The following is a 7,046-nucleotide window of genomic DNA, read 5'->3' on the forward strand; positions in this document are numbered from 1 at the left end:
CCGCGTAGGGCGCCAGCATCTGTGCGGACAGATCACCGTGCTGCGCCAGCAGCTGCAGGCCCGATTGCAGGGATTCGCCCATGCGCGCGCCGTCAGGCAGCACGCAGAAAGCCAGGTTGCGGCCTGCGGCCGTCGGCAGCGCCCGGGCGATCACGCCCAGGGCCGAACGCGCCTGGCGTCCCAGCGCCGGCCACTCGATGCGCAGCAGCCGGCCCAGCTGCTGCGCCGCCTCGGCAAAGCCCTGGCCTGCATCGTGCAGGGCCTGGGCGGCATCCACCATCTGCTGCTGCCAGCGCACGGACCAGTCGCTGGCCTGCACCGTGGCCAGCGGCCCGTCCTTCAGATGCTGCGCGCCAACGGCCTGGGCATTGGCCTGCAGGCGGCCCGCAGTCTCGCGCAAAAGGGCCAGGCCCGCTTCGTCATGGGCCTGGGGCGTGGGCCAGTGAAATCCCAGGCGCGGCAGCGCCTGGCCACCGGCCACGGCGCCAATGGCGCGGTAGATGGTCCAGCCGTTGGCGTGGCGCCGGTGCAGGCGCTCCACATAGGCCGACAACTGCTCGCGCAGCCGGCCCAGCCGGGCCGCCTTGGCAGCCCAGTCCTCGGCATCCACCTGGCCATGCGAGTCCCAGGATTTCTGCAGCTGGCCCAGCACGTCGAGCTTGCGGCTCTTGTTGGAGTGCAGCTCCAGGCAGAACTCGCCCAGGCCCACTTCGCGCAGGCGGCGGTAGACCACGTCCAGCGCGGCGATTTTCTCGGCCACGAAGAGCACGCGCTTGTCCTCGGCCAGGCACTGCGCGATCAGGTTGGCAATGGTCTGGCTCTTGCCCGTGCCCGGCGGGCCGATGAGCACGAAGTCCTTGCCGCGCGCAGCGGCCATCACGGCCGACAGCTGCGATGAATCGGCCGGCAGCGGGCTGAAGACCTGCTGCGGCGCGAACTCCTGGTCCAGCCGCCGCGTGTCGGGAAAGGCGATCTCCGAGCGATAGGGCTCGCGCGGTGTGTCGATCAGGTGGGCGACCACGGGCGAGCTGCGCAGCTGGTCGGCGCGCTCGGCCAGGTCCTTCCACATCAGGTATTTGGCGAAGGAGAACATGGACAGCACCACGTCCTCGCTGACCTCCCAGCCGCGCACGTCCTTGATCGCCTCGCGCACGCGGGCCCAGATGCCGGTGATGTCCAGTCCGGCCTCGTCGCGCGGCAGGTCGCCTGCGGGCACGCCCAGCTCCAGCTGGAAGTCCTGGCGCAGCATCTCGACCAGCGTGGGGTTGAAGCGCGGCTCGTCCTCATGCGCCTGCAGCGTGAAGCCAGAGCGCGCGCTCTTGCGCTCCAGCGTGACGGGCAGCAGGATCAGCGGCGCGCGCACGCGCACATCGGGCTTGTCGGGCCGGCTCCAGACCAGAAAGCCCAGGGCCACGAACAAGGTGTTGGCGCCGCCTTCCTGCAGCGCGTTGCGCGCGCCGCGGAACAGCTCCACAAAGCGGCTGTCCAGCTCCAGCGGCTCCAGGTCGATGAAGACCTCGCGCCGCTGCAGCGCCTCTTCGGCGTGCGCGCCGCGCAGGTCTTCCAGGCTGCGCGCCTCGTGCAATGGCTGGCTGCGCGGGTCCTTGCCCTGCATGAGCTCGGGGCTGGGCAGCAGCTTGAGCACCTGGCCCCGGGCCAGCGTGTCCTCCAGCGCGGGCGCGGCCACCTGCAGCAGCAGCGATTTCTTGCCGGGCTTGAAGTTGAGCAGCGCATTGCGCAGCGACAGGTCCAGCAGCCGGCGCTGCCAGCGCGCCAGCCTGTCCTTGGGATCGAGCTGGGAGGTGGGCACTTCGCGTGTCTGCGCCTGCGCCAGGAGTTCGGGCGGCGGCTCCACGGTGAGCCGTGGCTCGGCCTGTCCTTCGCCGGCCTCGGGCGCGGCGTCCTGCGGCTGGGCCAGCGCCAGCGGGCGGATGCGCTGCATGCGTGCGCGCCGAACGTCCACCAGCAGCTCGAACTGGTCCTCATGCTCTTCGGCCAGCTGGCGCGCGCCCTGGGCAATGGCCTGGCTGAAGGCCACGGCCTGGCCTTGCGCGGCCAGCGTGGTCTCGAAGACCACCAGCTCCTGCAGCTTGAGCCGCTTGCGCACGGCCGTGATGTCATCGACCACGGCGGTCGAGAATTCCTGCCTGCCCAGCCACAGGCCCACGAAGGCATGGCCGCGCGTGAAGACCAGCAGCGGGTTCAGGTGCGCCTGCTCCAGGCAGGAGGCGAACAGCAGCGTCAGGTCCAGGCAGGTGGCCAGGCCCGCATCCAGCACCTGGGACGCGCCGCGTATCTTCTGGCCCGCATGCTCGAAGCTGGCCGGCGGCAGCGCGTAGTTGAGTTTCTTCTGGAGCACGGAAGTCCAGATGGCCGAGGCCAGTTCCCAGGCGCGCTGCGGCCCCTGCTCATAGCCGTTGATGGCGCCGGACTTGCCCGCCGCCTCCAGCGCCTGCGCCGCGCCCTTGAGGATGCGGTCCACGGCCGGATCGTTGGGTTGCACGAAGGCCGCCACCATCTCGGGCAAATGCCCCAGGCCGCCCCACTGGTTGCGTGCCAGCAGTTCCAGCGGGTGTTCGTGCCGGGCCAGCACCGTCTGTGCCGGCTGGCCGCTGCGCAGCTCCAGCCGCAGCACGGCAGGCTCGGCCTCGGTCAGGCGCGAGAGCAAGGCGCCGTCCAGCGCCACATCCAGGTCGGTCAGCGCATAGGTGCTGTGCGCGGCCACCGACTCCAGGCGCCAGGTGCGCGGCTTGATGAAGGCAGGCTCCGAGGCCAGGTGCAGGCTCAGCGCCTGCAGCGGCAGTTCGCCCTCGTTGACGATGGCCAGCTCCAGCAGCGCGGGCACGGCGTTCTGGAAGTCGGCGAGATTGAGCTTGGCGACGGTGCCGATGCGCAGCTGCGGGGCCGTCTGCGGCGCCTGCGCGGCGGCGGGGGCGGCATCTGCGGGGGAATCTCGGCGGGGGTCTTCTGTCATGCGCGGTAGTCCTTGGCTGGCCAGCAGGCGGCGGGAACTGTCGAAATCCCGTCATATTCCTGGCCCGACGATTGTCCGCTGCGAATGGGGCGCCGTGTCCGAGATGGGCGGTTTTCAGGGGTCACTGTTTGCAAAAAATGAGAGCAGGAAACCGCGCCGAGAGCGCCAATCCGCAGGGCCGGCCATCACTTCATCAATCACTTCATGTACGAGCGCATCACCGACAGCACAAGGTCCACGTCGTCATCACGGGCCTGGCCGCCGGCCGTGCCATCGGCCAGATGGGTGCGCACATGGCCCTCGAGCACCTCGAAGATCATGCCGTTGACGGCGCCGCGCACGGCTGCCAGTTGCTGGAGGATGGCCGCGCAGTCGTGCTCGGCCTCGAGCGCGCGCTCCAGCGCCTGGGCCTGGCCCTGGATGCGGCGGATGCGCGTGAGCAAGCGCTTCTTGTTCTGAATCGTATGTGCCATGATGGCCATTCTAGGCGCCTGCATATACTGGGGTACAGTATCTGCATGCGCAGCATTCCATCCCTCTCGACCGCTGGCGGCGCCAGCCCCAGGCAGCATTCACACCGTTTCGACGAAGGCAACCCGCTGGGCGAGCGCCGTGCCATGCTGGCTGCGGGGCTGACGGCGGCCATGATGGTCGGGGAGATCGCAGGCGGGTACGGATTCAACTCCATGGCGCTGCTGGCCGATGGCTGGCACATGGGATCGCACGCGCTGGCGCTGGGGCTCTCAGCTGGCGCCTATGCGGCCGCGCGCAGATTGGCGGGAGATACGCGCTTTGCCTTCGGCACCTGGAAGATCGAGGTGCTGGCCGGCTACACCAGCGCCATCTTGCTGCTGCTGGTGGCGGGCGGCATGGCCTGGCAGTCGGTGCAGCGCCTGTTCTCGCCCTCGCCCATCCATTACGAGCAGGCACTGGGCGTGGCCGCGCTGGGCCTGCTGGTCAACCTTGTCTGCGCCTGGCTGCTGAAGGGCGGGCACGGGCATCACCATGGTCACGGTCACGGTCACGGTCACGACCACGGACATCACCACGGGCACGGCAGGCATGCGCACGGCGGCCACGCGGGCGACCGCCATCACGGCGACCATGGCGACCACAGCGATCTCAACCTGCGCTCGGCCTACCTGCATGTGCTGGCCGATGCCGCCACCTCGGTGATGGCCATCGCCGCCCTGTTCGGCGGCATGGCCTGGGGCCTGGGATGGCTGGACCCGGCCATGGGCCTGGCCGGCGCCGTGCTGGTGGCGGCATGGGCCATGGGCCTGCTGCGCGACAGCAGCCGCGTGCTGCTGGACGCCGAGATGCACGCCCCCGTGGTCAGCGAGGTGCGTGAGGCCATCGCCCAGGCGCCGTTTGCCGCGCAGATCTCCGACCTGCATGTCTGGCGCGTGGGCAAGGCGCGCTACGCCTGCATCGTGGCACTGGACGCGCCCGCAGGCGTGGACCCCGATGCCGTGCGCCAGTTGCTTGGCGTGCATGAGGAACTGGTCCACGTCACGGTGGAGGTCAACCGGCCGCAGCCGGCTGCGACACACTGAGCCTATTGCGCGCCGGCCACCGCAGCCTGGCGCGCACCGGGCTGCTTGAACAGCTTGAAGTACGGCGTGTTCGACGGGTTCACGGGGATGTCGAACTTGCGCACCATGGCATAGGTCTGGATCTGGTCGTGCAGCGGCAGGTAGATCAGCTGCTTTTGCACCGTGCTCCAGATGGAGTGGATGGTGGCGTCGCGCTTGCGCGCATCGCCCTCCGAGGCCAGGGAGACGATCTGGCTGTCCAGCTCGGCATTGCTGTAGCGCGTGGCATTGGTGTTGCCCCGGCCGTTCTTGCCGCGCGTGTGCACCAGGTAGTCGAAGACATAGGCCGAGTCATAGGTGGGCACGCCCCAGCCGTAGAGGTAGAAATCCGTCTCCTGGTTGTTGATGGCCGCCGTCTGGATGGCCAGCGGCCGCGACGACACGGCGGTCTTCACGCCGATGCGGCCCAAAAAGCCGGCGATGGCCTGGCAGATGGCCTCGTCGTTCAGATAGCGGTCGTTCGTGCAATGCAGGGTGATGCCGAAGCCGTTGGGGTAGCCGGCCTCGGCCAGCAGTTTCCTGGCCTGGACAAGGTCGGCCTTGCCCACGGCGCCAAAGGATTTCTCGTAGCCGTGCACAAAGGGCGGCGCAATGATGTTGGTGGGCACGGACAGGCCGCGCATCACGGCGCGCTGTATGGCCTGCCGGTCGATGGCCAGCTGGAAGGCCTGGCGCACGCGCAGGTCGGCCAGCGGGTTCTTGTCCTTCACATCGGAATGCGACAGCGGGGCGGCGCCCACGTTCAGGCCCAGGAAGATGGAGCGGTTCTCGGCGGCCTGGTTGATGCGAAAGCGCGGGTCGGCGCTCAGGCGCGCAATGTCCTGGATGGGCAGGTCCTGCACGAAGTCCACCTCGCCCGACAGCAGCGCCGCCACGCGCGTGGCCTGGGACTTGATGGGCAGGTAGACCAGTTCGTCGATCTCCAGCGGGAACAGCCCCTTGCCCCAGTAGCCGGGAAACTGCCGCAGCACGGTGCGCGTGTCCTGCTCGCGCGAGGCGATGACGTAGGGCCCCGTGCCGTTGGCGTTGCGCGTGGCGTAGTTCTCTTCCTTGGCCAGCGCGTTCTGCGGCTGCTCGGCACCATGGGCCTTGGCCCAGGCGGCGCTCAGGATCTGGATGTTGATGAGGCTGGCCGGCAGCAGCGGGTTGGGCCCGTTGGTCCTGATGTGCACGGTGAAGGCATCGACCTTGGTCACGTCGGTGATCGAGGTCAGCAGCGAGCGCATGTCCGAGGTGGCCGAGCGCGCGCGGCGCAGCGAGAACAGCACGTCGTCGGCCGTGAACAGGCTGCCGTCATGGAACTTCACGCCCTTGCGCAGCTTGAACTCCCAGACCGAGGGGTCGGCAGTCAGCGCCCAGGACGTGGCCAGGGTGGGCAGCAGCTTGCCATCGGCCGTGCGGATGATCAGCGGCTCGTAGATCTGGTGCAGCAGGTTGTGGTTGGGGCCGTTGTTCAGCGCGTGCGGGTCCAGCGTGGATGCGTCGGTGGAGCGCGCCCAGCGCAGGGTTTCGGCCTGGGCGGGCGGTGCGCACAGCAGGGCTGCGGCCAGGGCGGGAAGCAGTGCGGAGGTTCGCAGGGTGCGCAAGTGGGTGCGCAGCAGGGAAAGGCGAGGCAGGAAGCGTCTTTGGGTCATGAAGTGTCCTGGCAGCCGGAACAAGATCGCAGGAAGGCGGCGGCGGGTGCCGCGCCGGCTGCACCAGACGGCCGATTGTGTGGAGCCACCAGCCCGCCGCAAAGCCCGATTGCGCCTATGCAAATGCGCTGCGCGCAGATGCAAAGCGCTGCGACAGCAGGGCGTACAGCGCGCGCAGGCCCTGGGCCTCGCCGCCCTTGGGCCGGCCGGGGCGCTCCTCCAGATTCCAGGCGAACAGGTCCAGGTGCAGCCAGGGCAGCTCGGGCGGCACAAAGCTCTCCAGGAACAGCGCAGCCGTGATGGCACCGCCCTGCGGCGTGCTGGCGGCGTTGAACAGGTCGGCCTGGTCGGAGCGCAGCATGCGGCGGTACGGCGCCCACAGGGGCAGGCGCCACAGCGGGTCGGCCTGCGCGCGGCCCTGGGCCAGCAGGGCATCGGCCCAGCCGTCATGGTTGCTGAACAGCGCGGGCAGGTCCGGCCCCAGCGCCGTGCGCGCAGCGCCCGTGAGCGTGGCCAGGTCGATCAGCAGCGCGGGCGGCGTGGGCGCGCTGCGAATGGCGTGGTGCAGCGCATCGGCCAGCAGGAGCCGGCCTTCGGCATCGGTGTTCTCGATCTCCACGCGCCGGCCGTCACCGGCCTCGATGATGTCGCCGGGCCGCAGAGCACCGGCACCCACGGCGTTCTCCACCGCAGGCACCAGCAGCTTCAGGTGGATGGGCAGGCCCGCCTGCATCAGCAGATCGGCCAGGGCCAGGGCGTGTGCGGCACCGCCCATGTCCTTCTTCATCCAGCGCATGCCTGCGGCGGGCTTGAGGTCCAGCCCGCCGGAGTCAAAGCACGCGG

4 protein-coding genes and 1 pseudogene are annotated in these 7,046 nt (G+C 69.4%); 1 reads left to right on the forward strand and 4 read right to left on the reverse strand.

The features are described 5' to 3' along the window. A partial coding sequence (locus L995_RS19730; RefSeq protein WP_047473129.1) for a DUF4011 domain-containing protein occupies nucleotides 1-2,974 on the reverse strand: 2,974 nt, incomplete at its 3' end. A gap of 197 nt (nucleotides 2,975-3,171) precedes the next feature. After that, a complete protein-coding gene (locus L995_RS19735; RefSeq protein ID WP_026062191.1) occupies nucleotides 3,172-3,447 on the reverse strand; it encodes a metal/formaldehyde-sensitive transcriptional repressor in 276 nt (91 codons plus the stop codon). A 45-nt stretch (nucleotides 3,448-3,492) separates the two neighbouring features. Here L995_RS19735 and dmeF point away from each other — a divergent pair, with 45 nt between their 5' ends. Further along, nucleotides 3,493-4,530, forward strand: coding sequence for a CDF family Co(II)/Ni(II) efflux transporter DmeF (gene dmeF, locus L995_RS19740; protein ID WP_047473132.1), 1,038 nt, complete (start codon nucleotides 3,493-3,495; stop codon nucleotides 4,528-4,530). Between the two features lie 2 nt (nucleotides 4,531-4,532). On the opposite strand, the gene L995_RS19745 is transcribed toward dmeF, so the two are convergent. Together L995_RS19745 and L995_RS19750 are read right to left on the reverse strand one after the other, a co-directional pair. Beyond that, complete coding sequence (locus tag L995_RS19745) at nucleotides 4,533-6,203, reverse strand: ABC transporter substrate-binding protein (RefSeq protein WP_047473134.1); 1,671 nt, start codon at nucleotides 6,201-6,203, stop codon at nucleotides 4,533-4,535. A gap of 115 nt (nucleotides 6,204-6,318) precedes the next feature. Further along, nucleotides 6,319-7,046, reverse strand: a pseudogene (locus L995_RS19750) (leucyl aminopeptidase); the annotation flags it as partial.

It is taken from the genome of Delftia sp. ZNC0008 (assembly GCF_000799035.1).
GTDB classification, from domain to species: domain Bacteria; phylum Pseudomonadota; class Gammaproteobacteria; order Burkholderiales; family Burkholderiaceae_C; genus Comamonas; species Comamonas tsuruhatensis.